We start from the raw sequence: 25,243 nt of genomic DNA on the forward strand, positions 1-25,243 counted from the left end.
CCGAACCCGCCAAACCCGCCGGCGCCACCGGTTTGGCCGGCGCCGATGAAGTAGTGCACCCGGCCCGCGTGGACGTCGTTCTCGAACTGGGTCAGGGTCGGCGCCGGGTCGCGCCCGGTGAAGCCACCGATAGCCATCACCGCCGTGTCCGAGGCGAGTTCGAGTCCGGCCGCGGCCGAGGATCCCTGCGCGGCGGCAGCCCACCGGTAGCCATGGCTGGCCTTCAGTAGCGACGCCAGCTGGGCGTTCGTGGCGCCGCCGCCGAACCCGCCGAACCCGCCGGGGCGTCGGCCGACCGCCGCCGCTGAGCCGCCGAACGTGCCGAGGCGACCGGGACCGCCGTTTCCACCGCGGCCGCCGCGGACCGCGGGCCCGGCTGTCGGCTGGCCCCCGGACTGCGGGATTGTGGCGGTCACCGCAGCGAACGCGGCCGGGCCGCCGAGGACGGCGACGGTCCCGCAGGCCGCGACAGCGAGGGCCATCCGGCCGACGAGCGCCCGCCGGATCAGCAGTGTCGCCGTCGTGGCGACGGCGGCCACCGTCACCACCACCCGCAGCCACGGATACCAGGACGGGGTGCGGTCCAGCAGAGTGAACGACCAGGCCCCGGTCGCCGCGACCGCCGCGGCCAGCAGCAGCCGGCTCGTCCTCTGCTGCCTGGTGCCCCACAGCGTCCACGTGNCGACGCCGACCAGCCCGGCGATGCCCGGCGCGATCGACGCCGTGTAGTAGGGGTGGAAGGTGCCCTGCGCGAAGCTCAGCACGACTGACGTCACGATCATCCAGGTGCCCCAGAGGAGCAGCGCGGCCCGCGTCCGGTCCGTGCGCGGCGCCCGCCGGGTCACCCACAGGCCGCCGAGGAGCAGGATCAGCGCGCCCGGGATCAGCCAGGAGACCTGGCCGCCGATCTGGTCGCCGAACAGCCGGTCCCAGCCGGCGCCACCCCCAAATCCGCCGCCCCCGAACCCGCGGCCGCCACCAAACCCGCCGCCACCACCCCTGCCGCCACCACCGCGGCCGCCCAGCGCGGCCTGGACCCGTTCGGCCAGCTGCGGATCGCGCCTGGCCAGCTCGCCCAGGTTCGCCCGACCGCCGCCGAACCCACCGCCGCCACCGCCGCGGTTGCCGTCACCGCCGAAGATCCGGCCCAGGCCGTTGTAGCCGAAGGCCAGGCCGAGCGCGCTGTTGTCGGTGGAACCGCCGATGTAGGGACGCGAACCGGTCGGCCACAGTGCGACCGTCGCCACCCACCAGCCGGCGGCGACCACGATCGCCAGCCCGCCCGCGAGCAGCTGCCACACCCGCCGCCACCAGCCGGTCGGCGCGGCGATCAGGTAGACCAGCGCGAACGCGGGCAGCACCAGGAAACCCTGCAGCGTCTTCGTCAGGAAGGCCAGGCCGAGCGCGGCGCCGGTCGCCGCCATCCACCTCGTCGACGCCTCCTCGATCGCGCGGACCAGGCAGTATCCGGCCAGGACGAGGACGAAGGTGAGCAGGCCGTCCGGGTTGTCGAAACGGAACATCAGCGCCGCCACCGGGGTGAGCGCCAGCGCGGAGCCGGCCAGCAGGCCGGCGGCGGGGCCGAACCACCTGCGCACGGCCGCGAACATCAGGCCGACCGCGGCCACGCCGCCCAGCGCCTGTGGAACGAGCATGCTCCAGCTCGAAAAGCCGAAGATTCNCCCGGACAGCGCCATCGCCCACAGCGACGCCGGCGGCTTGTCGACCGTGATNAAGTTCCCGGAGTCGAGCGATCCGAACAGCAACGCCTTCCAGCTCTTCGTCCCGNCCTGGACCGCCGCCGCGTAGAAGCTGTTCGCATGGCCCGAGGCACCCAGGTCCCAGAGGTAGAGCACCGCCGCGGCGCCGAGCAGCGCGACGAGCGCCGGCCGGGCCCACACCGGATCCGCCGGCCGGCCGCGCACCGCCCGCCGCCACCGGCTCCCCGGCGGCGGATCGCCCGCGCCGACGGGCGCCCCCGGCGCAGCGGCGTGATTGCCGTGATCGCCGTGATCGCCGTCGCGACTGTCGCGCGTCGCCGGAACCGCCAGAGCGTCGCCGCTGACCGCGGCGCTGGGCAGGACCGTCGCGCTGGAGGTGTCCTCTGGCTGCGTCATACGTCAGATACTCACCGTGCAACCTGTGCGCAAGCTGAGAGTGATCGGATGCGCCGCCGCCGCCAGCGGCGGCGACTCTCGCAGCGCCTCGGTAAGGGGATCGACGTTTCACTCGCCGGCCCCGCCTCTGGGATCCTCGGTCTCCTCGCCGTCGGGGCCTGGCCGTCGCCGCGCTGGGCGTGCGCCTGATCAGGTGACCGACCTGCTGCGACCTCGGTTCAGAGGAAGACGCGGGCGATGTCCAGCCAGGTCNGCGCCTCCTCGCCGGTGGCCGTCAGGTCGGTGTCGCCGCGGGGCCGGCGTTGGGTGACGCGGAGACAGAAGTCGAACGCGCTGCCCTGCACGCGTTGGGCGGCGTCCTGCGGGCCCCACGCCCAGGTCTGGCCATCCGGTCCGGTCAGCTCGACGCGGAACGGTTCCGGCGGGGCAGGCAGCTGGGCGGCGGCGAACGACAGTCCCCGTCCCTGCACGCCCAGGGCGGCGACCGCCGCCAGCCGCGTCGTCGGACGGTGCGCGACGCCCACCGCGTCGAAGACGTCCTGGCCATGGGCCCAGGTTTCCATCAGGCGCAGCGGTGCCATGAGCGCCGGGGTGAGGGTGGACCCGAACCAGGGGAACTCGTGGTCTGGCGGTACGTCCTGCAGGGCCGCCTGCACGCCGGCTCGGCCGGCGCGCCACCGGTGCAGAAGCACCGAGCGCGGTTGGGCCGCTCCCTCGGCGGCGACGTCGTCGGCGTACCGGCTGCCGCCGGCTTCCGTCCGCCGCACCACCGCGTCGAACGCATCGGGGGTGCGGACGGCGGTCACGACGTCGGCATCCGCCGCGGCGAGGTGGGCGATCTGGTGGGCGATCGTCCAGCCCGCGGCCGGCGTCGGCCTGGTCCAGTCGTCCTCGGCCGTCACCAGGGCGTCGAGCTGGTCTCCCTCGGCCGCCAGGTCCGATCGGACGAGGTCGATATCCACCTCGGACACGTCGAGGTCGTAGTTCAGCAGGTCGTGGTTCGGCATTCAGGCATCACCTCCGCGGATGGTGGCGTTCATGCCCGAAGTGCACGATGACAGTGCTGCCGAGGCCGGGAATTCCGGTGCCTTTTTGGGGACGTAGTGCCCGCAACCGTCGATCACGAGTTCGGTGACCTGGTCGGAGCGTCCGCGCTACGCGCCGGCGGTCAGCAGGGCCACGAGGTGCTCGGTCAGGTGGTGGTCGAAGGGCTGCGGGATGGCCAGCAGCCGGTACCACAGCACCCCGAAAACGACGTCGGCGGCGAACCCCGCGGTCAGGGCGGCGGGCAGGTCGCCCCGCTGGCGCGCTCGCTCGACCAGCGTGGCGAGGGCGGCGCGGCGTCGCTCGAGGAACTCGGCGCGGAAGCGCGTCCCGAACGCGGGGTCCAGCTGCGCCTCGACCATCAGAGCCCGGAGTAGTTCGCCGAGCTGCGGTTCCCGGGCCAGCGCGAAGCTGTCGTCGAGCAGGTGCCGCAGATCGGCGGCCCAGCTGCCCTCGTCAGGCAGCGCGATGTGCACGTCCGCCTTGCGGGCGAGGGCCTCCANGAGGACGTCGCCCTTGGACGGCCACCAGCGGTAGATCGTCTGTTTGCCGACCCCGGCGCGCTGGGCGATCTTCTCGATGGAGACTGCCGCGTACCCGTGCTCGATGACGAGCTCGGCGGCGGCCTGCAGGATGGCGTCCCGGCTGCCCTCGCTGCGCCGACGGCCCCGCCTGGGCCGCTCCGGGCCGGGGTCGTCGGCCGTTCCCGCGTCCATGGACTCGCATCGTACTGACTCCGAGACGAGACGTGNCGATTCGCCAGGCGGGCGAGGTCGCCTATACTCGATTTCGAACCGAACCGAACNGTATCGATTCGTAGGAGTTCTCATGGAGACGACCCGGACCACGCTCGTCGTCGGAGGCACGTCGGGCATCGGCCTGGCCGCCGCCCGACGGCTCGCGGCCGGCGGCGACACTGTGCACGTCGCGAGCCGCGACCCGGGGAAGGTCGCCAAGGTCGCCGACGCGGCCCCGGAGCTCGTCGCGCACCGGGTGAACGGCAGCGACTCGGCGGCTGTTGCCGAGCTCGCGGGCAGCCTCGCGCCCGTCGACGCGCTGGTGGTCACCATCGCCAGCTCCGCCGGCATGGGCCCACTCGTCGACCTCGAGCTGGCCGAGCTGCGCAGGGGATTCGAGGAGAAGGTCATTGCGATGCTGACCGTGCTGCAGGCGGCACTGCCGCACCTGGCCGAACGAGCCTCGATCACGCTCGTCGGCGCGATCAGCGCCCATGCCGCGATGCCCGGCACCGCCGGGATCGGGGCCGTCAACGCGGCCGTCGAGTCGATCGTGCGACCGCTGGCTGTCGAACTCGCGCCGCGTCGTATCAACGCGGTCTCCCCGGGTCTGGTGGACACGCCCTGGTGGGACGGGATGCCCGAGCAGGCCCGCACCGACTACTTCGCCGCCGCGGAGAAGGGCCTGCCGGTACGCCACGTCTCGTCGGCCGACGAGATCGGCGAGGCGGTGGCCCTGCTGGCGACCAACACGTCGATCACCGGGACGATCCTCGAGGTCGACGGGGGCGCGCGCTTCGTCCAGCTCTGATGACAACTGCCGGGTGCAGGTCCGATGACAACGGCCGGGTGCAGGTTGGGGGAGGTGCAGGAGCGGCTATTCCCTGACGATGNCCATGAGCGCCGAGGTGAAGGGGGCCGGGTCCAGATCGCCGCGGACGGCGAGTTGCTGGCCGTAGCTGCTGCAGAGGGCCACGAAGGCCTCGGCCTGGGAGGCACGCCGTTCATCAGCCTCCAGCCCCACTACTCGTTGCTCGCCCGCGAGATCGAAGCCGAAATCCTTTCCACCTGCGCTCGTCACGGCCTGGGAACCCTGACCTACGGACCGCTTGNCGGTGGCGTGCTCGCTGGCCGCTACCGTCGCGGCGCCCNGCCCGAACCCGGCAGCCGCCTGCACCAGTGGCTCGCCTTCAACTCCACCGCCGCCCGCTGGGCGTCCACGCTGCTGCGTGACCGGAGCTTCGACATCGCCGGCGACGTCACGAAGGTCNCCGGGGACCTCGCCACCACCCCTTCAGCCGTCGCCATCGCGTGGGCCCTCCAGCAGCCGGGCGTCACGTCGGTGATCCTTGGTCCCCGTACCATCGCCCAGCTCGCCGACAACCTCGCCGGCCTTGACCTCGACCTACCAGCCGACCTCGCCGCCCNCCTCGACGCCCTCTCGGCACCCCCCAACCAGCCGGTCACCGGCCTACCGATCACCCTGCCCGCCGCGGCCTGACCACATCGGCCCGACCACATCGACGACATCAGCGCGGCCCGGCTGGCACCCCCCACGGGCTCGTTGCAGCAGCCCCGGCGCACGGCTTCGTCGGCGACCGCGCCCTTCTCCAGATCGCTTACCTCCCCGTGATCTGATGAGGTAGAGATCATCACGCCNCATTGAGGATCCGTGCCTCCGCACGTTGGCTGCCCGGCCTGAAGGGGCTCACCGGCGTCNCTTACCGACAGGCTGGGCGGCCGAAGTCGCATCACGTTACGTACCGATCATCTGAGGGTCAATACTTCTCGCCAGAAAGTGTCCGATCTGGTGCTGTATGTAGGTGGCTGGTAAACGTTCGGGCTGGTCGGAGTTCCGCCGTGCCCAAGAGCTTCAGCAGGCTCGCCTCGAGCGCGAGAAGCGCCAGATCGAGGCGGCGGCGAACCGAGTGCAGAAGGCGACGGAACGGGCGGGTCGGCAGGCCGAACGCCAGGCCCGGGCTGACGCCCGGCAGCGCGAGCAACTGAACCACGATCTGATGGCAGCGGAGGCCGAAAAGCTGTCCGCCGAGGTCGACGCTCAGGTTCAGGCGCTGAACGCGCTGCTGAACGGGGCGAATCTGACCCCGTTCTCGTTCGGCAGCCTGCGGCGCGAGACGTGGATCCCCGCCTTTGACCTGTCGCGCTTCGGGCCGCCGACGCCGGTACCGGACTGGGTCGCCTTCGCTCCGCCCGGCCCGCCGCGCGGGCTGGCGGCGATGCTTGGCGGTCGCGCCCGCTACGAGCAGGAGCTGGACGAGGCGCAGGGGCGCTACCAGGAGGCCGTCGCCACGGCGCAGCGCGCGGAGGCCGACAGGCAGGAGCGGATCCGCCGGGCCCGCGGCGACCACCAGCGGCGCGCCGACAGGGAACGCGCCGAGGCTGCCCGGCACAACCAGCAGGTGGAACTCTTCGAGGCTGCCTATCGTGCGGGCGACACCGACGCAGTCGAGGACTTCGTCGCGCAGATCCTGGACCGGTCGAGCTACCCGGCCGGGTTCCCGAAAGGCCGGCGGCTTGCCTATCGGCCCGAGCCGCGTGAGATCTGGATCGAGTTCGATCTGCCCACCAACGAGATCGTCNCGCACGAGCGTGGCTTCCGCTACGTCAAGACGCGCAGGACGATCGACACCCTGGCCCGGGCAGACCGGGACCGTAAGGCTCTCTATGCTTCCGTCGTCGCCCAGACCGCGCTGCGTCACCTGCGGGAGATCTTCGAGACCACCCCGCGGAGCCTGGTCNACTCCGTTGCCCTCAANGGACACGTGCGAACCCGCGACCCGGGCACCGGCCAGCCTGCCTACCCCTGCCTGATCACCTTCAGCGTGACGCGAGAGATCTACGAGGGCCTGGACTTCGACCATCTCAAGCCCGTGGACTGCCTGAAGTACCTGAAGGCGATCGTGTCGCCGCACCCGTACGACGTGGAGGCCGTGACGCCGATCGTCGACTTCGACCTTTCTCGCTACAAGTTCATCGACGACTTCGACGCTGCCGCCGAGCTTGACAGCCGNCCTGACCTGCTGGCCATGGACCCGTTCACCTTTGAGCACCTCATTCGCCAGCTCTTCGAGAAAGTCGGGATGACTGGCTGGGCCAAGACGACCCAAGGCTCACGTGACGACGGTGTCGACGTCGTCGTCACGGACGCGAACCCAATCACCGGCGGCGTCTGTGTCATCCAGGCCAAGCTCTACAAGCGGGTCGTTCCAGCCGAGGCGGTACGGNCACTCTGGGGATCGATGGATGACCAGAACGCCACCAAGGGAATCCTGGTCACATCCTCCTGGTTCGGGCCCGCGAGCAGGGAGTTCGTCGCGAAACGCGCCGGGCGCATCCGCCTCATCGAAGGAGGCGAGCTCAAGGCNCTCCTCGAGGAGCACCTGAACAAGAAGGTCCGCATCGCCCTGCCCAAACCCCCGCCGACCCGCTCCGGCCCGACGATCTGACCCCACCCGGCTCCCCTGTTTGTCAGGTANGGGCAGCACCAAGGGCCAGACTTGGTCGTCGAGGAGCTGAGCCGCGACTCTGGGGTCCATGAGGTTCGACCAGGCCTGTTCCGCGGGCAGGAGGTGACGCTCGGGAAGGGTGTACTCGGGGAACCAGCCGTCGGTCGCGCAGCCACGGACGCGGGAGAGGATCACCGCGGTCAGTCCGGTGGGGACGGATCCGGTGATCCGGACCGCGACGTAGGTTTCGTGGTCGTGGTCGGCGCGGACGAGGAGGCCGAGGCGGAAGCCGGAGAGGTCGATGGCGTGCTCGTGTCCGTCGCGCAGCGAGCCTTGGACGAGGTCGTGGATGGCGGTGCCGAGCCGCTTCGCGAGTCTGGTCCCGGCTTCTAGGAGCGGATGGTCGAGTTCGTCGAGGGGGACGCTGGCCGGAGGGACGTCCGCGAGTCGGGTCAGGCGGCTCCGGCGGCTCCGGCGGCCTGCGGTCCTCATGCGGTGGCAGTCGCCACGTGCCGCCGCACGAGCAGGCGACGGGGATGGTCCCGTCGCTTGCGATCCAGCGTCTGCGCGGACGACGGCGCGGGCGACCAGTCCACCGCGACGAGATCGCCCACCGGCCGGGTGGCCAGGACCTCGTCGTCCCGGCGCAGGTAGACCCCACCGTCCAGGACCGACAGCGCGTCCGCCTCGACGAACTTCTCCACCACCTCACCGCTGACGCGGACCTCCACCCGTGCCCGCGGTCCAGCCGCGCGGCGCGAGAGACTTTCCNCCTCCTGCTCCAGCAGGGCCGACCAGGCCCCGCCCGTCGGCGTCGCGGCCACCAGCCGCCAACCCGCCTGGCCCAGCGAGTTCAGTGTCTCCACGAGACTCTCGGCATCACCGGTCACCATCTGATAGCGAAACTGGCTCATTCGGTGATTGTCGTAGATCGGTGCGCACGGTCCACTGGGTAGCTGGGTCGGCCCGACGGAAACGGTGACGGGCCGTCGGCGTTGCACGCAATGCGGAGACCGGCCTTCCATCGCGGCAGCCGGTCTCCGGGAGGGCGATGGGATCGGTGACGCGATCTCGACCGCCGGAAGGTTCTCCAAGCTGCGCCGCTACCGGACGGCTTCCCGACCGGCACGCGCCACGCCGGATCGCTTGCGGGCGCAGGCCGCCCCGGTCCGCCTGTGCGTCGACGGCCGAATTCCACGTGCCCCACATCAGCCTGTCGGACGTTCCAGTAGCCGTTGGAAGGCTGTCTATCGGGAGGACAGTCGTGCTGCTGGAGGAGCTCAAGTCAGGGCTGCGGGTCGACGGGCTCATCCCCGACGAGGCCATCACGGTCATTGTCGCGCAATGGCACGGCTCCGGCGCGCTCGAACTGACCTACAAGACCGCCGCCGGCGTCCTGGGCCAGCAGACTGCATAGGCAACCGGATAATCAAAACATCGACCACTCGGGCTTCTGGGGCCGCCGGTCCTCACGCCGGCTGCATCCTGCATCACCCGGAAATTGCGAAGGACAGGGCGCCGGCGTGGCCAGTCGAGCAGTCAGCGACGGTCTGCACGAGCACCTGATCACAGCCAGATACCGGGCAGCGGTGGCGGCATTCGGAAAGTGTGGAAGCGATGCCAGGCGAAGTAGGGCTCCCGGAGCGGTGTCCACCATGGCGTCGTTCGGCCCGTGAAGTGGGCGGCCGCGTAGTCCATGAGGGTGGGAACTGCCTGAGCATCCGCGGCAACCAGGATTCTCCCGCCCTCATCCACGCTGATGAAACCGTGCTCGTACAGGCTGTCACAGCCGAACATGCAGGCGAGCATGCCGACATTGGCGAGATCCCGTCTTTCTTTTTCCGCGCAGGCGGATCTCTTTTTGATATGGGCAGCTACCAGGAACCTGTAGGGGAAGTTGCGCCCACACAGTGCGCAACGGTCAGCTCCCACGATGAGCAGATGACGCTTGAGGCGCNCCTGCTCGCCGCGCTGAGCCCGTATTACTTCTCGCTCAAGGGTTCCCTCGAAGAAGGGAGTGGAGGGCGCCGGCTCTTCGGAGTCCTCGAAGAAGCCCTCAGGAACGCCTGCCGTCGGAACATCCAGTCCCCATAGCCCCGCGAGGTAGTCGGCATCGTCGTCAGTAATGACATGCGNCTGCTGCAGGACAGCCTTCGGATTCCAGCCGATCACGGAGGTCACCTCGGTGAACGGTATCCGCACCTGATGAAGATTGCTTATCGCATACATATATTCCCAGGTGAGGCCGTTGTCGTCGTCACCCCAGAGGCGACGCGCGACTCCGGGGCTCCGGAAACGATAGGCGACAGTGCCGCCGGAGAAGAGCGCCCGACCACTGTAGAAGAAGACGGCATCACCGGCACGGAAGGCGTCGATCTTCTTCCTGTTACTGCCACCCTTGCCCGGTGTGAGGCCCCACATCGGCGCCACGCCCTCGGGGAACAACTCCTTGAGCGCGGTCCGATCCTCCGCGGACAACAGATCCTCATGGTCAGCGAAGCTGACCGGGGTCAGGATGGTGCGCTCATACCTGCCCCGGACAGCCGGTGTGCCCTGCGCTGCCGGCTGTAGCAGGATCCGCATGTCGTCTCCGGGCTGACGCGTGGGTAATCGGACAATCTAGACTTTAGAGTAGACGATTCGGTTGGTTGTCAGCTACCCCGTCCTAGGATCGTCTCGGCACAACGGAACGCGGATGGATCTCGGTGCGTCTTCCGCTCTGAACGAGTCCGCACCGNCCACCGCTCCGGCGAGCCACTAGATCACCGTCTTCCGCGTGCGGACTCCCTGCACCTGCGCGATGTCGCCTGCAAGGTCCGTGATGGCAGACGTCGGCCGTTCGCGGTCGACACCAGGCAGTATTTGCGCAGGTCATCAACGGCGGGCGAGGTGATTGAAGCAGTGCCGGTGGTGTAGCTGCGACCTGCATCCCGATGATCTCGGCCGCCGTTGATCCGCAGGGGGAAGGACTAGCTGCCCGGTGCGCTGCTGAGTCGCCGAAGGCCACCTCGCTGGCGCGGAGACGGGCTGCCTATGATTCGGCCGTTCCGGGTCGGTCCGCTGTCTCCTGGATGATGATCCTGACAGTGCGGATNGGGTTGGTGCTTCGTCGGGACGCCGGTGGGTGACCGGTGTTACGGTGGCTCCGGCGCACGATGATGAGCAAGGCTGGTGTGTTCTTGCACTGCCCAGTGACGGGCAGTGCAGAAGCAGTCACCCACACGTGCCGCGCCTGCGCGACCGGACGGTGCTCAACGCGGGCGTCATCGACATCGCGAGCCCAAGACGCGGTTCTACGGGGTGAAGACCCTGAACTCCGACAAGATCGCCCTCGACTTCAAGAACGGTCGCCGAAGAGATNATCGCCAACCTCCGCCGGGACGGCATCAACCTCGTCGTGAAAATCGAGATCGAAGCCACGAAGACCACCGGCTTCGAGGAAGGCCAGGTACGCACCGTCTCCGAGAATGCCGGAACCCTGAAGTTCGACCAGTCAGGCTTCGAGGAGATCTGAGCGGCCCGGGCCCGTTCTTTGGCCGCGGTGTCGGTCAGCGCGGTGTCGGTCAGCGCCGCNTCATTGATCGGTGTCGTCGTCCGCTGCCTCCTGCTCCATGGAGGCCCGGCTGGCGTGGAAGATCTCCGCAAAGCTCGCGAAGCGTTCCAGGCCGCCGTACTTCGGCGTGAACTCCCAGGCCACCCATTCGCCGTCCGGGCCGGGATCGGCCGGATCCAGCAGCCAGAAATCCTCGCCGCTCGCGATCACCAGCGATCGACGGAAGAGCGACAGCATGTCGCTGTCGTCCTCGTCGTCGTGACGCGGCTCCCCGTACAGGTCGATGAAACCGGNGCCGCCTGGTGTGTCGCGGAACCAGGCAACGTCGGCGCTCGCGTGCAGCTCGTCGATCCACTCGGCGGGGTTGGGCCAGCCGTCGCTTGTCGCCAGAAAGCTGCGGAAGGTCGGCGGGAGGCGGACGGCCAGGCGTTGCTCGGCCGCCACCACCGTCTGCTCGGCCGCCGGCTCGTGACCCGCCCAACGATGCTGGATCTGCTCGTCGGAGAGTTCGCCTGGAGCGGCCATGCGCAGATACGTCTCGCTGTACTAGCGCAGATAATCGCGCCACAGCTCGGGGGTCGTCAGCGCGGGTGCGGCCAGGGGCGCGTCGCCGTCGGCGAGCTTCGACATGAATCCGGCCTCCTTGTCGGGAACGTCGGTATTCCGCCAGTCGGCAAGCTATCACGGGCCGATGTTCGCCCCGGACGAGCGCAATGTTGTTTCCCGCGGAATCGACCTGCCGCAACGAAAGTTCGTTCGCGCCTCCTGGCTTTGGCCGATGAGTTCGGTGGGGGCGCGGGTGTGCCGTCCTTCATCCGCCGGTCGTGACGGTGGCCGTCGCGCGCAGGATGGTGTATTCGGCCAGGTAGGCCTCCGTCTCCCGGCACCCTCGGCGCGGAGAGGGTAAGCACCACGCGGGGATCGCGTTCCCCGTTGCGCACCTTCACGTAGCGNCCCCTACGGCCGCNGACGATGTCGTCGCCGTCCAGGNCGATCCAGATGACGCTCACCTGCGGGCTGCCGTGCGGATTGATGGACCGGCATGTGCCAGGCCCGGTCGCACAGACGGCTCACCCCGTAGCATTCCGGTGTGAGCCGGCTACCGTCACCGATCAAGCCGCAGGTGATCGCCGGGCGGAGAGCAGTCAGATGACCATGCCCGGCAAGGTCCCTGAGTGGGGAGAGGACGGCGATGTCCGCGGAACCGGTTGACCCGACAGGCGACGCCCCCACCGGACGTGATCCCGACCGTCCGTCCCCGCCCGATCCCCATCCGGCCGCGGACCCCGACGCGACGCCGCCGATGGACCCAGACTCGGGGCCGGACGCCGAGCCGGGCGCGCCCGAACCGACGGGCGACGACCGGAAGTCGACCCGTCCGCTCGATTGGGACGGCTCCTTCAGCCGCACCTGGAACGCCGGCATGAGCGAGCAATGGGCGAACCAGCGCGCCGCCGAGCAGGAACGCGAGTGGGAGGATGAGCAGTTCGAGCGTTTCCACCAGGAAACGGTGCGGCAGGTCGACGCGGAGTCGGCGCGTGAGGAGGCTCGGCTGCGGGCGGAGCAGGATCGGTCGGCACTGCCGGGCAGTCGGTCCGCGCAGAGCGCGGCGCGTGAAGAGCTCTCCCGTAAGCTGGACAAGCTTGATCGGCTGGCACCTCCTCTTGTTGATGACTCGGACGCAGCCGACCGGCCAGAGTGATCAAGTCGCAGCCTGACCGACGATCACCAGGGGGAGTCGTGCCTCGGCTCGGGTGAGGCAGGCCGCTCAGGTGAGGGCAGGTCGCGGCGAACTTGCTCGGCCGAATCGGCGAGGGCGCGGCGAGCCTGGGTGGTGTTCGGGTGGAACGGGCCGTGCTCGCGCATTGAGGCGGTGAGCGCACCGCGGTGGAGACGTACTGCATCGGCGGGTCGGCCGGCTTGGCGGTAGGTGTCGGCGAGGCTGTCTCGGCTGGCTTGGGCGTCAGGATGCTGGGCGCCGAGGAACTGCTCGCGTAACGCGAGGACTCGTTGGTTGAGGTCGATGGCCTGCGGCAGCCGGTGAGCGGCGCGATAGGCGTCGACGAGTCTGTCAGCGGTGTGCAGGGTGCGGGGATCGGCGACGCCGTGCGCCCGGCTCCGATCTCCGAGTAGCCGTTCAAACTGAGGTATGGCCATTTCGACCTGGCCGTTGCCNCGGTACGCGGAGGCGAGGGTGTCGCGGACGCGAACCGTGCGCGGGTGCGAAGCCCCGAGGATGCCTTCATGGCGGTCGAGCGCGCTTTCGAGGTGAGGGACTGCTTCGCCAGGGCGCCCCAGTCTGAGGTGGGTCTCGGCGAGAAGTTCGCGGGTCCGCGTCGTCTCCGGATGATCGGGGCCGAGCACGCGCTCACGCCCCGCCAACACGCGATCGAACATGGGCACAGCACGCTCGGGCCTGCCGGCATACATGTCTACCTGGGCCAGACCGAACGCGCTTTCGAGGGTGTCGGGGTGGTCAGGGCCGAGGATGCGGTCGCGGTCCGACAGGGCTCGGTCGAGTTCTCGGGTGGCGTCGTCGAGGCGTCCGGCCTGGCGGTGGGTGAGGCCGAGTTGGTGGCGGGTGTGCAGGGTGTCGGGGTGGTCCGGGCCGAGGACGCGGGTGCGGGTGGTGAGGGTCTGCTCGAACAGGGGCGTGGCGTCGCCGGGGGAGCCGAGGCGGCGGTAGGCGATGGCCAGCTGGTGGCTGGTGCTGAGGGTGGCGGGATGGTCAGTGCCGAGGATGCGGCGGCGGTCGGTGAGGGTGTCGCGGAGTAGGCGAGTCGCCGCGTCGCCGCGTCCGGGAGTGTCGTCGTAGGCGCCGCCGAGGCTGTGGCGGCTTTCGAGGGTGTCGGGGTGGGTGGGGCCGAGGGTGCGGGTGCGGGCGGCGAGGGTGCGTTCGAACAGGGTGGTGGCCTGGTCGAGGTGACCGGCGCGTTGGTAGGCCCAGGCGCGGGTGGCCTGGGATTCGAGGGTGGCGGGGTGGTCGGGGCCGAGGAGGCGGGTGCGGTCGGCGAGGGTGCGGGTGGCGAGGTTGCTGGCGTCGTCGACGTGGCCGGCGGCGAGGGTGGCGCGGGTGAGGGTTTCGCGGGCGGCGAGGGTGTCGGGGTGGTCGGGGCCGGCGAGGTGTTCGCGGGCGGTGGCGGCGCGTTCGGCCAGCGGGAGGGCCTGCTCGGGTTGGCCCTGTTCGAGCAGGTAGGCGGCGGCGTGCTCGGCGAGCCAGGCCGCGTGCGGGTCGTCGGCGTGCGGGTCGTCGGCGGGAGGGTCGCCGGTGGGAGGGGTGCCGGTGGGAGGGGCAAGGGCGGCGAGGGCGTGGGGGAGGAGGTCGCGCCAGGCGGNCCAGGCGGCGGGGTTGTCGGCGATGTCGGCGGGCAGGGCGGCGTGCAGCATCCGGCGCAGGGTGCCGGTGAGCTGGTCGGCGTGGTCGGGGGCGGTGTCGGCGCGGACGACGGTGCGAACCAGGTCGTGCATCCCCACCGTGGGGCCGTCGCGGTGGGCCAGGGCGGAGCGTTCCAGGGCGGCGATGGTGTCGGCGAGGTCGAGCAGGTCGGCGGCGGCGGCGCGCAGCTCGGGGTGGGCGAGGTCGTCCGGGTCGGCGAGGAGCAGGTGCAGCGGCAGGCCGGTGGCGTCGGCGTGGGCGGTGAGGCGGAGCAGTTCGGCGGCGGCGGGGGAGTCGGCGTCGAGGTGGCGCAGTGNCTCGTCCCAGAGGGTGGCGACGGTGACGCCGGGGCGGCCGGGCACCTCTCCCTGGGCCAGCACGCGGGCCGGCTGGTCGAGCAGGGCCTGCAGGTAGGTCTCGGGGGGCAGGCGGCCGGCGGTGATCCGGTGGGCGGCCTGGTCGAGGGCGAGCGGGTGGTCGGCGAGGGCGGCGGCGAGGCGGGTCGCGATGGTCGGGTCGACGGCGGGTAGGCGGTCGGTGAGCAGGGCGATCGAGTCGGCGCGGTTCAGCGACGGCAGGGCCACGACCGGGCCGAGACGGTCCCAGTCGGGGTTGCGGGACGTCAGCAGCAGGCGTCCCGTCTCGCTGGGGCGCAGCCAGTCGGGCAGGGCCGTCTCGGCGGCGTCGTCGAGGACGATCAGCCAGCGGCCGTCGGCGCGGTCGAGGCGGGCGAGCACGGCCGCCGGCTCGGCGCGGTCGGGTAGTCCGAGCGCGGGCGCGAGGGCGCGGACTCGGTCGCTGAGCAGGTCGGGGCTGGTGGCGGGCACCCACCAGACGGCGTCGAACTCCCGGCGATGCGCGCGGACGTACTCGGTGGCGACGCTGGTCTTCCCGATGCCCGCGAGACCCGTGACGGTGACCAGCGGGGAGCGTTTCAGCGCCGCGTCGAGGCGGTTGAGCGCCTCGTGGCGCCCGATGAACGCCGCGGGCGGCGTCGGCACGTTCCACACGGCCGGCAGCTCGCCCGGGTGGATCGCCGGATGAGGCCGGCGGGCGAAACCCACCGTCCCAGCGCCGTCGCCGCGTCCGCCCGGTGTGCCGCCCTCGCCGTGGTCGCCGTGGTCGGCGCGGTCGGGGCGGTCGGGGCGGACGGCGGCGAGCAGCGCGGTCTCGCCGGCGAGCACACCGCGGTCGAACAGGTTGATCGGAGCGATCTGGCCGAGCAGGCCCGGCACCGGACGGTCGGTCACCCGGGCGACGAGTAACCGGCGGTCCCCGTCGGCCACGCGGGGTGACCAGGCCGCTCCCCACTCGGCGACCGCGTACTCGGAGTTCACGTACCCGTCCGAGACGACGGCGATCGTGTACCGGGCCTGCCGGGTCGCCCGGTCCAGCAGGGCGGTCCAGTTGCTGCCCGGCACCCGGTCCCACGACTCGACGAGAACGCNCAGGCCGGCACCCTCCAGCGCCCCGGCGATCCACTCCGCCCACGCCCGACCGTCCTCGGCGAATGACACGAAGCAGTCGAGAGTGTCCCCCTCGCCCCCGACGGTCACCAGACAACCATCCCACAGCGACCAAAACGTTCGACGATCTCCGGTTGGTAGAGCGGGCGCTACACTGATCGTCGATGAGCGGCTACGCGCGATGGGCGGATAGCCGCGCCGAGNAGGTCGCCCGTGCCGGCGGCGAGGACGCCGTCGAGGCCGGCAAGAAGGAACTGCTCGCGGTCGCGGTAGGTCACCGGCTGGCCGAGGTGCGTCGGGCGCGGGGCCTGACCCAGCAGCAGGTTACCGAGCGGATCGGCGTCACCAAGGGCCGCGTTCCCCGGATCGAGCAGGGCAGGATCTCCGGGCAGGACGTCGTCNCCCGGTGTCGCGGAACATCATGATCAGCTAGGGGGCCCAGATCGTGTCGACGGGCATGACGTGGAGGCGGTCCTCGAACGTGTACGAGCGGGCCCCCAGGTAGAGGGCCACTCCGGCGACGAAGGCGTCGCCGGCGGCGTCACGCAGTTTGCGGAGCGGGGCGAGGTCATCGCCCGGGACCCGTCCGGCGGCCTTGACCTCGAAGGCCACTATCGATCCGTCGTCGCGTTCGACCACGAGATCGACCTCGTCCCCGTCGCGGGTGCGCCAGTGGCCGACCCCGCTGACCCAGTCGGCCNAGGAGGCCTGTTTGAGCAGCTCGGTCACGACGAACGTCTCCAGCAGATGCCCGAACTCGGTCAACGCGGTGGGGCTGCGCGCCGCGAGCTTCTGCGGCGTCAGGCGCAGCAGCCGGGCGGCCACACCGGAATCGAGGACGTGGACTTTCGGTGACGCGGTGGATCGGGTGGTGAGTGTGGTGCCCCAGGCCGGCAGGCGGTAGAGCAGGAACACGGCCTCGAGGAGCCGGACGTAGCTGTGGGCGGTCTTCTCGTCGAGGCGGGCGCTGGCGGCGGCTCGAGTGATGTTGAGGATCTGTGCGGTCTGGCCGGCCAGCCGTTCGAGCAGGGCGGGCAGCGCGGCGGCCTGGCGGATCCGGCTGAGGTCGCGGACGTCGCGTTCGAGGCTGAGGCTGACGTAGTCGTCGAGCCAACGGTTGCGCGATGCGAGGGAAGTGCGCGCGAGCACCGAGGGGAACCCGCCGGCGGTGACGCTGTCGATGTACTCCTCGCGGGTCGTCGCCGAGGGGCGCGCCGCGNCTGCGGTCACGGCGGTGGCCGGGTCGGTGAACAGGTCGTCGAGCAGATGCTCGTGTACTCCGCGCACCTCACCCTGTGACAGCGGGTAGACGGGCAGGCGGTGCAGGCGACCCGTGAGCGCCTGAGCGGCGCGGGGCAGTGCCTCGTGGCGGGCCGAGCCGGTGAGGACGAAGCGGCCCGGCCGGCCGTCGCGGTTGAGCTCGGCCTTGATGGCGTCAAGGATGATCGGAACGTGCTGGTACTCGTCGATGCAGACCGGGCCGGCGCCCGTGACGAAAAGCGCGGGATCCCTGGCCGCCGCGTCGCGGCTGGCCAGGTCGTCGAGGTCGATCAGCTCCGCACCGAGGTCGGCGGCGAGGCCCCTGAGCAGAGTCGACTTTCCCACGGACCGAGGACCTTGGAGAAGTACGACGGGCTCCTCCGCCAGCCGGCCTGCGACGATCGGTGCCAGCCGTCGCGGCACCAGTCCGTGCAGCTTGGTACTCATGTCTACGACTCTAGGTGACCTACGGATTTGGAGCCCATCGAACGCCGGATTTGGAGGGCCCTGAGTCGGGGATTTGGAGCACGGTGCCGGCGTCTAGCGGTTGGAGGTGATCGGGGAAGGTCAGGCAGGGCGCCAGTTCGACTCCGCGCACATCATGATCGACTAGGGGGGCCAGATCGTGTCGACGGGCATGACGTGGAGGCAGTCCTCGAACGTGTACGTGCGGGCGCCCAGGTAGCAGGCCACGCCGGCCACGAAGGCATCGCCGGCGCCGTCGGTACGTCGTCGCAACGTCCACGGATGACCGGGTACGTCGTATGCTGAGTGAGTACTCAACCAAAAGTCCGGTCGGCCGTGGCCGGCGATGCTGACGTGGGATCGGAGATGGGCGATGAGCGGTCGGGTGGCGGGGAAGGTCGCGCTGGTGACGGGGGCCGCGCGCGGACAGGGGCGGGCGGACGCGTTACGGCTCGCCGAGGAGGGCGCCGACGTGATCGTGGTCGACGTCTGCGCGCCCCTGCCAAGCGTCGACTACCTCTCCGCGACCCCGCAGGACCTGGCGGAGACGGTCTCGCTGATCGAGAAGACGGGGCGGCGGGTGGTGTCCGGGATCGTGGACGTCCGCGACCTGGCGGCCCTGCGCAGCATCGTCGACGACGGCGCGGCGCAGCTCGGGCGGCTCGACGTCGTCGTCGCCAACGCCGGCATCTGCATTCCGCGGGCGTGGGACAAGGTGACCCCGCAGATCTACCAGGACACGATCAGCACGAACGTCACCGGCGTGTGGAACACGGTGATGGTCGGCGCGCCGCATCTCGTGCGGNCCGGCGGCGGGTCGATCATCATCATCAGCTCGGCGGCGGGGCTGAAGGTGCAGCCGTTCATGGTGCCGTACACGACCAGCAAGTTCGCGGTGCGCGGCATGGCCAAGGCGTTCGCGGCGGAGCTGAGCCAGCATCACATCCGGGTCAACAGCGTGCACCCGACCGGCGTGAACACGCCGATGGGCACCGGCAGCATGCGCCGGCGGATCGACGAGGCGATCGCCGGCTACGATCGGCTCGGCCCGATGTTCATGAACCTGCTGCCGGTCGACGGCACCGAACCCGAGGATGTCGCCGACACCGTGCTGTTCCTGGCCTCGGACGAGTCGAGGTTCATCACCGCCCACGAGATCGCCCCNGACGCCGGCAACACCGAGTTCTGAGGCCGAGGTCCGAGGTGGGGCGCGGTGAGGGGAGCGCGGAGTCGGGAGCGCCGGGGGAGCCGGGGGAGCCGGGGCTGACCGCGCGGGAGCGCATCCTCGCCGCCGCGGAGGTGCTGTTCGCCGAGCACCGGTTCGACCGGACNTCCACCGCCCGCATCGCCGCGGCGGCCGGCGTGCCCCACGGGCTGATCTTCTATCACTTCAAGACCAAGATGGATCTGTTGCTCGCGGTCGTGCAGCGAGATCGGGTGACGACGCTCGGCGAGCTCGACCTGCCTCCGTCCGACCTGCCCCCGTCCGAGAAGACGGATCCCCGCCGGGCGGTTNCCGAGCTGTGGNGGCATCTGACCGTCGTGCTCGGCCGGCCGTCACCGGTGCATCGCATCGTCCTGCAGGAGCTGGCCGTCCACGAGGAGATCCGGCGGCGGGCGATGGAGAGTACCGACGCCGCCGCGGCCGTGATCGCCGGCCGGCTCGCCCGGATCTTCGGGCGCGACGACCCGACGCCCGAGNAGGTCGCCGCGGCCCAGCTGCTCACCTTCGCCGCGTCCATGGCGCCGCTGCTCGACCAGCCCGACCACACCCTCGTCGACCCGGACGCCCTCGCGGCCCTCCTGGCCCGGGGCCTGTCCCCGCCGACCCCCGAGTCGCCGCCGTCCTGAGTCGCCGCCGTCCTTGAGCCGGCCGCCGTCCTTGAGTCGCCGCGCCGGTGGCTCAGGGGGCGGTAGCGGCTGAGCTGGGGGTGGCGGCGGGGTCGGCGACGTGGGTGTCGGTGACGCCGAGCAGGCCGAGCAGGCGGGCGCGGGCCTGCTCGAAGCGCGGGTCGCGGCGGTCGTCGAACAGCTCGCGGGTCTCGATCTGTTCGTCGAGGCGGCCGTCGCGCAGGACGATCACGCGGTCGGCGAGTTCGAGTGCCTCGTCGACGTCGTGCGTCACCAGCAGCACGGCGGGACGGTGGCGCTCGTGCAGCTGGCGGACCAGGGCGTGCATGTGGATGCGGGTCAGCGCGTCGAGGGCGCCGAACGGCTCGTCGAGCAGCAGCAGCTCCGGCTCGCGGACCAGGGCGCGGGCGAGGGCGACGCGCTGCGCCTCGCCGCCGGACAGCGTCAGCGGCCAGGCCCTGGCGTGGTCGGCGAGCCCGACCTCGGCCAGTGCCTTCGTCGCCTCGTCGCGCCCGCGGGAGCGTGGCAGGCCGAGGGCGACGTTCTGCCACACCCGGCGCCAGGGCAGCAGCCGCGGCTCCTGGAACACCACCGACCGCAGCGCCGGCACCTCGACGCTGCCCTCGGCGACCGGGTCGAGGCCGGCCAGGGTGCGCAGCAGGGTCGTCTTGCCGCCGCCGCTGCGCCCGACCAGCGCCACGAACTCCGACTCGGCGATGGTCAGGTCGAGCTGGTCCAGCACGACGTGCGAACCGAACGCGCGGCGCAGGCCGCGCACCGTGACGGCGCCCACCCGCGTCACCTCCCTCGCCAGGCCAGCAGGCGCCGCTCGGCGAGGCGCACGACCACGTCGGTGATCAGGCCGAGGGCGGCGTACACGACGACGACGACCATCAGGATCTTCGTCTGGAACAGCGACTGCGCGTTGTAGATGAGCAGACCCAGGCCCTTCTGGGCGTTGATCTGCTCGGCGACGACGAGCGCCAGCCAGCTCAGGCCGAGCGAGTAGCGCACCCCGGTGAGGATGCTCGGCATCGCCCCGGGCAGGACGACGGTGGCGATCAGGCGCNGCCGGTTGAGGCCGAACTGGCGGCCCATCTCCAGCAGGCGCGGGTCGACCGTGCGCACGCCCGACATCGTGTTGATGTACATCGGCAGGGCCGTGCCGATCGTGATGATGAGGATCTTCGGGGTCTCGTCGACGCCGAACCAGAGGATGAACAGCGGCAGGATCACCAGGAACGGGATCGTTCGCAGCATCTGCAGGGTGGCGTCGAGGGCCTCCTCGACGGGCCGCCACAGGCCGACCGCAACGCCCAGCGAGAGGCCGACGGCGATGCCGATCGCCGCGCCCGTCAACGCCCGGCGCACCGACACCCACAGGTTCGACGGGAGCTGCCCGTTGTTCCACAGGGTGACGAACTCGTGGGCGACGTCCCACGGCGCGGGCAGGACCTCCGTCGACCACCAGCTCGACGAGCTGCCGACCTGCCACAGCGCGACGAGCAGGATCGGCACGATCGCCCGGCGGACCAGGCTGGGGACCCACAGCCGGCGGCGCCGGTCCGCGCCGCCGGCGCTGAACGTCACCCGCCGCCCGCGTGCCGCCGCGGGCGAACCCACGGCGGCACGCGTGACGACGGCGGGCTGCGTCCCGGGTGCCGCGTCCTCGGGCTGCGTCACGGTCGCCACGGCACCCGGGTCTCCCATCGTCGGTTCACCAGTGCCTTACTGGACCGTCGTGACGGCGAAGTTCGCCGGGAACTTGNCCTTGTAGGAGGCGATGGCGGCGGCGATCGCCGGGTTCAGCTTCGTGTTGTAGCTGCCGGCGACGTCGACCTTGCCGGGCAGCAGGCCGGCGGCCTGGAAGGTGTCGGCGATGCCCTGCTGGTCGGCCAGCGCCTTCGGGTCGACGGGGCCCACGGCCGAGTTCGCGCTGTTCTCCGAGGCCTTGAAGTTGGCGGTGACGGACTCCAGCGGCTGGTTGGTGTTCGTAGCCGTGATCTTGTTCCACTCGGCGGGGTGCGCCCGGGTCCAGGCGAACGACGCCTCGATCCGACCGATGTAGTCGGCGATCGCCGCGGACTTCGCCGGGTCGTCGAGGTCGGTGGTGTAGGCGTTGTAGGCGCCGACGAGGCCGCCGAGGCTGCCCTTGAGGATCGGGCCGCCGTCGGCCAGGATCGGATTGCCCTTGGCGACCGCGACCTGGACCGTCTTGCCGAACCCGGCCAGCGCGTCGACGCTGCCGCCGAGCAGCGCGCTCAGGCCGTCGGCCGGGGTGAGCGGCACCGGCTGGATGTCCTTGAAGGTCAGTCCGGCGCTGGCGAGCTGCTTGAGCAGGAAGTACTGCGTGGTCGTGTTCTTGGTGTACGCGACCTTCCTGCCCCGCAGGTCGGCGATCGAGGTGATGCCCTTCTTCGCGACCGTCCACTGCAGCGACGTCGGCAGGCGCAGCGTCGCGACGGACACGAAGTTCGGCTTGGTGCCCCCCGCGGCGATCAGCACGTTCGCGACGCCGCTGCCACGGGCGAGGTCCGCGCTGCCCTGGTTGACCGCCGCGGTCTGCGCGCCGCCGTCGGGGTAGGTCTGGAACCGCACCTTGTACGGGGTGTCGAGCAGGCCGGCCGCCTTGAGCAGCGCCTCGTCGCCGCCGATCGCCGCCGGGTAGGTCGCCACCCGCAGCGTGACCCCCGACAGGTCGGGGCCGCTCGACGCGGCCGCGGCCGGGCTGGCCGCCGCGCTCGACCCGCCACCCGAGTCCGAGCCGCAGGCCGCGAGGGTCACCGCCAGGCCGGCCGCGACGGCGACCGCAACGGCGCCGCGCACGCGGCCGCCGATCCTGCGCTGGACTGATCCCCGCTGATACATCGAAAACTCCCACATGATCCACTCCCGGCGTCCCCGGGTCCGGGTGAAGGTTTCATGCCATGACGTGCTTGTCAACAGAAAGCATAGAGATGGTGCGCGAAGGACGGTGCAGGTTACAGTCCAGGCAAAACGGTGAGACGGGCGCGGGTTTCCGTGGGTGCGTGCAAGCTGAGCGTCATGGNCTGATCCACTGACGAAGTAGCGGTGCGTTCGCGAGTGGTGACACGTTCCGAACACGTTCCGAACACGTAGCGACGACGATCGAGGGCATCTGGTGGAACTGGGAATCAACACGCTCGGCGGNGTCTCCGCCGACCGGCGCACCGGGCAGACGCCGACCGAGCACGAGCGTCTGGCGTCGATCGTCACCCAGGGCGTGCTCGCCGAGCGGCTCGGCTTCGAGGCGTTCTCCGTCGGGGAGCACCACGGCGACCCGCACTTCGTGACGAGCGCGCCGCCGGTCATCCTCGCCGCCATCGCCGCGCAGACCGAGCGGCTGCGGCTGATGACCGGGGTGACGCTGCTTCCCCTGCTCGACCCGGTCCGCGTCGCCGAGGACTACGCCACCCTCGACGTCCTCTCGGGTGGGCGCGTCGAGATCGTCGCCGGGAAGGGCAACTTCGCGAACGCCTCGCGGCTGCTCATCGGCCAGGACGACCCGGACCGCGGGGCGTTGCTGCGCGAGCACCTNGACCTGCTCCTGGAGATCCTGCGCACCGGGCACGTCCCGAGCTGGCCCGCCACCTCCCGCCCGGCGTTGAGCGACGCGCACGTCACCCCGCGGCCGGTGCAGCCGCAGCTGCCGGTCTGGCTCGGGGCGACGCGCAACGTGGACTCCGTCGAGCTCGCCGCCAGCAAGGGCCTGCCCGTCCTGGTCGCCGGGTTCCGCGCCGGCACCTACGCCGACTTCGCCGACCACTACCGCGAGGCGTTCGCCGCCGCCGGCCACGACCCGGCGCGGGCCCGGGTCGCGTCGCTGTCCACCGTCGTCGTCGACCACGACGAGGCGCGGGTGCGCCGCGAGTACCGGGCCTACTGGGAGCAGACGGTCAACGCCGCCGCGCAGCGCAACCAGGGACTGCGCCAGGACAACCGCGCGCAGCGGCTGCTCGACCAGGGCTTCGACGAGCTCACCGGACCGGAGGGCCAGATCCTCGTCGGCACCCCCGAGTACGTCGCCGAACGCCTGATCGGGATGCACCAGGATCTCCGCCACGACCTGCACTTCCTCCAGATCGACAACGGCCTGGGGACGGNGGGCACCGAAGAGATCATGCACCTGATCGCCGAGGAAGTGGCCCCCCTCGTCCGCAAGGAGACCGCGCTCAGCGCGGCATAGGAGACAACCAGATGACCGACGAACACGGATCGCTCGACGACGGATCGCCCGACCGCGCGCCGGCCGGCCACCGACCGCTGCGGTTCGGCACCTTCCTGTTCCCCCGCACCGTGGCCGGCCGCGCGCTGCTCGACCATGCCGCGCAGGCCNAGGAGCTGGGCTACGACCTGATCGCCGTGCCCGACCATCCCTACAACCCCGACTACGTCGACCAGGTCGCGCTGCTGTCGGCGGTGGTCGGCCGCACGTCGTCGATCCGGGTGCTCACCGACGTCGTCAACCTCGCCCTGCGCCCGCCGGCGGTGCTGGCCAAGACGGCGTGGACGATCGACCGCCTCGCGCCCGGCCGGCTCGACCTCGGCCTCGGCACCGGCGGGCTGTGGGACCAGATCGCCGCGATCGGCGGGCCGCGGTGGAAGCCACGCGAGGCCCGCGAGCGGTTGGCCGAGGCGATCGACGTCATCCGGCTGCTGTGGTCCGGCGATGCCGACGTCACCTACGCCGGCCAGTACTACCAGCTCGACCACCCGCAGCCGCTGCTCCCGCCGCAGCAGCCGATCCAGCTCTGGATTGGCAGCGGCGGCCCGCTCATGCGCCGCCTGACCGCCGGGGTGGGTGCCGGCTGGATCCCCAACGGCAACCGCCTCGACCTGGACACCGTCCGCGCCGACGCGGCGCACTTCGACACCGAGCTCGCCGCCGCCGGCCGGTCGCGCACCGCCGTCCCGCGCCTGTACAACGCCTTCTTCGGCCACAAGCTCCAGGACCGCTCCGAGGGCTTCCTCGTCGGCCCGGCCAGCCAGTGGATCGACGAGCTCACCGCCCTCGCCCTGGAACTGGACTTCGACACGTTCGTCCTCGGCGACCGCGAGACCCCCGTCGAACACCTGCAGATCTTCGCCGNCCAGGTCATCCCCCAGGTCCGCGCTCAGGTAGCCGCCGCCCGCCCCTGACCCCGACCGGGTCCACCCCCTGCTTATCCGGAGGGATATATCGGACGCGAAACCCTCCGGACAAGCAGGGACCGCCGCGATGGCCGTCCAGCCGAGCGGAGGCCGCAGCCGTCGAGGACTCTGGTTTAGCAGGGATGCCCGAGCCGGCGTCGGGCCGGCGGGTGGGCGGGTCAGCTGCGGCCGAAGGCCTCGCGGCGGATGACCTGGAGGAGGGTCGGGGCGCCCTCGCTGGTTGTGATCTCGATCGTCTGGCCGACGAACCGGTCCTCGGACGCCTGCGACAGCAGGCAGTGCGCGAGGTCCGCGCGGCTGGTGAACACGCCGTCCAGCGGGCCGTCGCTGACCTCGTAGGGCGAGACGTGGTCGGCGTCGAACAGGCCGGACGAACGGATGACCGTCCACTCCAGGCCGCTGTCACGCACGATCTGCTCCATGGCCCGCATGTCCGCGTAGGTGCTCCGGCCGATCGTGCGGGCGATGAGCGGCTGCATGACCCGGTTGAGCAGGAACCCGCCCTCGGCGTGCGGGTGGGGTTCGACGGNGGTGGAGCTGACCACGGCCAGCCGCTTCACGCCGAGCCGGGCCATCGCGGCCGTGAGGGTGGTCGCAGCGGTGCTGTAGACGGTGATCGGCGCCCGCGCGAACGGCACCCCGATGCTGCTCAGCACCGCGTCGACCCCGTCGACGGCGCGCGCGGTGGCGGACTCGTCGGCCACGTCGGCCCCGACGACGCTGAGCCGCGCGCCG

The 25,243-nt window shown here is 71.0% G+C and carries 14 protein-coding genes and 24 pseudogenes; 17 read left to right on the top strand and 21 right to left on the bottom strand.

The window, feature by feature from the left end; translation table 11 throughout:
* Nucleotides 1-682 precede the first annotated feature (682 nt).
* From UK94_RS73340 to UK94_RS46245, 6 genes and pseudogenes are all read right to left on the bottom strand, one after another.
* A pseudogene (locus tag UK94_RS73340) lies at nt 683-1,681 on the bottom strand (glycosyltransferase family 39 protein); the annotation flags it as partial.
* 1 nt (nt 1,682) lies between these two features.
* A pseudogene (locus UK94_RS46230) lies at nt 1,683-1,733 on the bottom strand (hypothetical protein); the annotation flags it as partial.
* A gap of 1 nt (nt 1,734) precedes the next feature.
* Nucleotides 1,735-1,788 (bottom strand): annotated as a pseudogene (locus tag UK94_RS46235) (hypothetical protein); the annotation flags it as partial.
* 582 nt (nt 1,789-2,370) lie between these two features.
* Nucleotides 2,371-3,124, bottom strand: a pseudogene (locus UK94_RS09920) (TIGR03084 family metal-binding protein); the annotation flags it as partial.
* 147 nt (nt 3,125-3,271) lie between these two features.
* Nucleotides 3,272-3,637 (bottom strand): TetR-like C-terminal domain-containing protein, encoded by a 366-nt coding sequence (locus tag UK94_RS46240; RefSeq protein ID WP_235487321.1) that lies wholly within the window; start codon nt 3,635-3,637, stop codon nt 3,272-3,274.
* Nucleotides 3,638-3,664: 27 nt separating this feature from the next.
* Nucleotides 3,665-3,877, bottom strand: a pseudogene (locus UK94_RS46245) (helix-turn-helix domain-containing protein); the annotation flags it as partial.
* 112 nt (nt 3,878-3,989) lie between these two features.
* On the opposite strand from UK94_RS46245, the gene UK94_RS09930 reads away from it, so the two are divergent.
* From UK94_RS09930 to UK94_RS32350, 7 genes and pseudogenes are all read left to right on the top strand, one after another.
* Complete coding sequence (locus UK94_RS09930) at nt 3,990-4,709, top strand: SDR family oxidoreductase (protein WP_011604469.1); 720 nt, start codon at nt 3,990-3,992, stop codon at nt 4,707-4,709.
* A gap of 135 nt (nt 4,710-4,844) precedes the next feature.
* Nucleotides 4,845-5,010: pseudogene (locus tag UK94_RS73345) on the top strand (hypothetical protein); the annotation flags it as partial.
* A gap of 40 nt (nt 5,011-5,050) precedes the next feature.
* Nucleotides 5,051-5,168: pseudogene (locus UK94_RS46260) on the top strand (aldo/keto reductase); the annotation flags it as partial.
* Between the two features lies 1 nt (nt 5,169).
* Nucleotides 5,170-5,325 (top strand): annotated as a pseudogene (locus tag UK94_RS46265) (aldo/keto reductase); the annotation flags it as partial.
* A gap of 396 nt (nt 5,326-5,721) precedes the next feature.
* Nucleotides 5,722-6,498: hypothetical protein (locus UK94_RS46270; RefSeq protein WP_235487241.1), on the top strand; the 777-nt coding region annotated here is incomplete at its 3' end.
* Between the two features lie 447 nt (nt 6,499-6,945).
* Nucleotides 6,946-7,143: restriction endonuclease (locus UK94_RS46275; RefSeq protein ID WP_235487243.1), on the top strand; the 198-nt coding region annotated here is incomplete at its 3' end.
* 1,486 nt (nt 7,144-8,629) lie between these two features.
* The gene (locus tag UK94_RS32350; RefSeq protein WP_011604474.1) at nt 8,630-8,782 is read left to right on the top strand and encodes a hypothetical protein; all 153 of its coding nucleotides are present in this window, start codon (nt 8,630-8,632) and stop codon (nt 8,780-8,782) included.
* A gap of 2,157 nt (nt 8,783-10,939) precedes the next feature.
* On the opposite strand, the pseudogene UK94_RS46280 reads toward UK94_RS32350, so the two are convergent.
* Nucleotides 10,940-11,211 (bottom strand): annotated as a pseudogene (locus UK94_RS46280) (SMI1/KNR4 family protein); the annotation flags it as partial.
* A gap of 899 nt (nt 11,212-12,110) precedes the next feature.
* Between UK94_RS46280 and UK94_RS09965 the strand changes: the two are divergent.
* Nucleotides 12,111-12,620: a hypothetical protein gene (locus UK94_RS09965; RefSeq protein WP_011604480.1), complete on the top strand. Its 510-nt coding sequence runs from the start codon at nt 12,111-12,113 to the stop codon at nt 12,618-12,620.
* 23 nt (nt 12,621-12,643) lie between these two features.
* Here the strand turns inward: UK94_RS09965 and UK94_RS46285 are convergent.
* The 5 genes and pseudogenes from UK94_RS46285 to UK94_RS75950 all read right to left on the bottom strand — a co-directional run.
* The coding region (locus tag UK94_RS46285; protein WP_235487245.1) for a tetratricopeptide repeat protein at nt 12,644-13,093 on the bottom strand (450 nt) is incomplete at its 5' end.
* A gap of 1 nt (nt 13,094) precedes the next feature.
* Nucleotides 13,095-14,253: pseudogene (locus tag UK94_RS46290) on the bottom strand (tetratricopeptide repeat protein); the annotation flags it as partial.
* A gap of 1 nt (nt 14,254) precedes the next feature.
* Nucleotides 14,255-14,610: pseudogene (locus tag UK94_RS46295) on the bottom strand (hypothetical protein); the annotation flags it as partial.
* Between the two features lies 1 nt (nt 14,611).
* A pseudogene (locus UK94_RS46300) lies at nt 14,612-15,741 on the bottom strand (TIR domain-containing protein); the annotation flags it as partial.
* A gap of 1 nt (nt 15,742) precedes the next feature.
* Nucleotides 15,743-15,850: pseudogene (locus UK94_RS75950) on the bottom strand (toll/interleukin-1 receptor domain-containing protein); the annotation flags it as partial.
* Between the two features lie 191 nt (nt 15,851-16,041).
* On the opposite strand from UK94_RS75950, the gene UK94_RS46305 reads away from it, so the two are divergent.
* A partial coding sequence (locus tag UK94_RS46305) for a helix-turn-helix transcriptional regulator (RefSeq protein WP_268761288.1) occupies nt 16,042-16,161 on the top strand: 120 nt, incomplete at its 3' end.
* 28 nt (nt 16,162-16,189) lie between these two features.
* Here UK94_RS46305 and UK94_RS46310 read toward each other — a convergent pair.
* The 4 genes and pseudogenes from UK94_RS46310 to UK94_RS33675 form a co-directional block, all read right to left on the bottom strand.
* Nucleotides 16,190-16,460: DUF4143 domain-containing protein (locus UK94_RS46310; RefSeq protein ID WP_235487247.1), on the bottom strand; the 271-nt coding region annotated here is incomplete at its 5' end.
* A 1-nt stretch (nt 16,461) separates the two neighbouring features.
* Nucleotides 16,462-16,909: pseudogene (locus UK94_RS46315) on the bottom strand (DUF4143 domain-containing protein); the annotation flags it as partial.
* 71 nt (nt 16,910-16,980) lie between these two features.
* A pseudogene (locus tag UK94_RS46320) lies at nt 16,981-17,467 on the bottom strand (AAA family ATPase); the annotation flags it as partial.
* Nucleotides 17,468-17,629: 162 nt separating this feature from the next.
* Nucleotides 17,630-17,803, bottom strand: coding sequence for a hypothetical protein (locus tag UK94_RS33675; protein WP_157734185.1), 174 nt, complete (start codon nt 17,801-17,803; stop codon nt 17,630-17,632).
* Nucleotides 17,804-17,858: 55 nt separating this feature from the next.
* Here UK94_RS33675 and UK94_RS46325 point away from each other — a divergent pair.
* The 4 genes and pseudogenes from UK94_RS46325 to UK94_RS46335 all read left to right on the top strand — a co-directional run.
* Nucleotides 17,859-18,290: SDR family NAD(P)-dependent oxidoreductase (locus UK94_RS46325; RefSeq protein ID WP_235487249.1), on the top strand; the 432-nt coding region annotated here is incomplete at its 3' end.
* Between the two features lies 1 nt (nt 18,291).
* Nucleotides 18,292-18,649: pseudogene (locus tag UK94_RS46330) on the top strand (SDR family oxidoreductase); the annotation flags it as partial.
* A gap of 39 nt (nt 18,650-18,688) precedes the next feature.
* Nucleotides 18,689-18,816: pseudogene (locus UK94_RS73355) on the top strand (TetR/AcrR family transcriptional regulator); the annotation flags it as partial.
* A gap of 1 nt (nt 18,817) precedes the next feature.
* Nucleotides 18,818-19,000: pseudogene (locus UK94_RS46335) on the top strand (helix-turn-helix domain-containing protein); the annotation flags it as partial.
* A gap of 388 nt (nt 19,001-19,388) precedes the next feature.
* On the opposite strand, the gene UK94_RS09995 reads toward UK94_RS46335, so the two are convergent.
* The 3 genes and pseudogenes from UK94_RS09995 to UK94_RS10000 all read right to left on the bottom strand — a co-directional run.
* Nucleotides 19,389-20,129: an ABC transporter ATP-binding protein gene (locus UK94_RS09995; protein ID WP_055749580.1), complete on the bottom strand. Its 741-nt coding sequence runs from the start codon at nt 20,127-20,129 to the stop codon at nt 19,389-19,391.
* A gap of 5 nt (nt 20,130-20,134) precedes the next feature.
* Nucleotides 20,135-20,405: ABC transporter permease subunit (locus tag UK94_RS46340; protein ID WP_235487251.1), on the bottom strand; the 271-nt coding region annotated here is incomplete at its 5' end.
* A 1-nt stretch (nt 20,406) separates the two neighbouring features.
* Nucleotides 20,407-21,046: pseudogene (locus UK94_RS10000) on the bottom strand (ABC transporter permease); the annotation flags it as partial.
* 1,462 nt (nt 21,047-22,508) lie between these two features.
* Between UK94_RS10000 and UK94_RS46345 the strand changes: the two are divergent.
* The 4 pseudogenes from UK94_RS46345 to UK94_RS10015 all read left to right on the top strand — a co-directional run.
* Nucleotides 22,509-22,894: pseudogene (locus tag UK94_RS46345) on the top strand (LLM class flavin-dependent oxidoreductase); the annotation flags it as partial.
* A 1-nt stretch (nt 22,895) separates the two neighbouring features.
* Nucleotides 22,896-23,460 (top strand): annotated as a pseudogene (locus tag UK94_RS46350) (LLM class flavin-dependent oxidoreductase); the annotation flags it as partial.
* A 94-nt stretch (nt 23,461-23,554) separates the two neighbouring features.
* Nucleotides 23,555-23,692 (top strand): annotated as a pseudogene (locus tag UK94_RS73360) (5,10-methylene tetrahydromethanopterin reductase); the annotation flags it as partial.
* A 1-nt stretch (nt 23,693) separates the two neighbouring features.
* Nucleotides 23,694-24,446: pseudogene (locus tag UK94_RS10015) on the top strand (LLM class flavin-dependent oxidoreductase); the annotation flags it as partial.
* A 220-nt stretch (nt 24,447-24,666) separates the two neighbouring features.
* On the opposite strand, the gene UK94_RS46355 reads toward UK94_RS10015, so the two are convergent.
* Together UK94_RS46355 and UK94_RS46360 are read right to left on the bottom strand one after the other, a co-directional pair.
* On the bottom strand, nt 24,667-25,037 hold a 371-nt coding region (locus UK94_RS46355), incomplete at its 5' end, for an NAD(P)H-binding protein (RefSeq protein WP_235487254.1).
* A gap of 1 nt (nt 25,038) precedes the next feature.
* Nucleotides 25,039-25,243: pseudogene (locus tag UK94_RS46360) on the bottom strand (NAD(P)H-binding protein); the annotation flags it as partial.

This window comes from Frankia sp. AvcI1 (assembly GCF_001420875.1).
Lineage (GTDB): Bacteria > Actinomycetota > Actinomycetes > Frankiales > Frankiaceae > Frankia > Frankia alni.

Coding starts and splice junctions, on each gene's coding strand:
- UK94_RS09930 (WP_011604469.1), top strand. CDS start 3,990: ATGGAGACGACCCGGACCACGCTCGTCGTCGGAGGCACGTCGGGCATC.
- UK94_RS09965 (WP_011604480.1), top strand. CDS start 12,111: ATGTCCGCGGAACCGGTTGACCCGACAGGCGACGCCCCCACCGGACGT.